We start from the raw sequence: 563 nt of genomic DNA, 5'->3' as shown, positions 1-563 counted from the left end.
AAAAGGCCGAACAGAAAAGCGATAAAGCCGGTGAGCTTATCCCTGCAACAGAGGGTGGCGAAACCAAGCAGCAACAGGTAGGTGGTACTGAATCTGTTCAATCAGAACAGACTAACAGCGGTGGTAACGCTGTTGACCTGGATGAAGACATCGACAACTTCTTCAAGAGTTTTGCAGAACGAGGCGAGGGTGAATCGGAAGATGAATCCAATGCCGGTGATGTGGTTCGAGAAGAGCGCGTTGATGTTGAGGATGAGCTGGTTTTGCCTGAGGAAACTCCGGTAGAGCAAGAGCCTGTCCAAGAGGAGACGACAGAGGAGCCTCTCAACCAGGAGCTGCCTAAAACTGACGACGATGGCGACTATTTCTTCTAATAGTCACTTCAACTAAACCGACCCGGAGGGGATAGCCATTCCCTCCAGGGGTGGACTATCTCCTTCCCTACCAGGAGAAAAGATATGTCCAAAAAACGCACCATTTACAGCGCTCTACCAATCGTGGCCGCAGCCTATGGTGAAAAACTCGGTGTCAAAGTCGCCATCGGTAACGATGACGCATACACC

The 563-nt window shown here is 50.6% G+C and carries 1 pseudogene; it reads left to right on the top strand.

Going from position 1 to position 563, the window contains the following annotated elements:
• A pseudogene (locus tag BHE89_RS19875) lies at positions 1–374 on the top strand (DUF3150 domain-containing protein); the annotation flags it as partial.
• Positions 375–563: the final 189 nt, after the last annotated feature.

Origin of the sequence: Shigella sp. FC1967, assembly GCF_001743005.1 — a bacterium.
Classification (GTDB): Bacteria; Pseudomonadota; Gammaproteobacteria; order Enterobacterales; family Enterobacteriaceae; genus Proteus.
The sequence above is the reverse complement of the archived record's forward strand: the minus strand, read 5'-3'. Positions and strand labels throughout refer to the sequence as shown.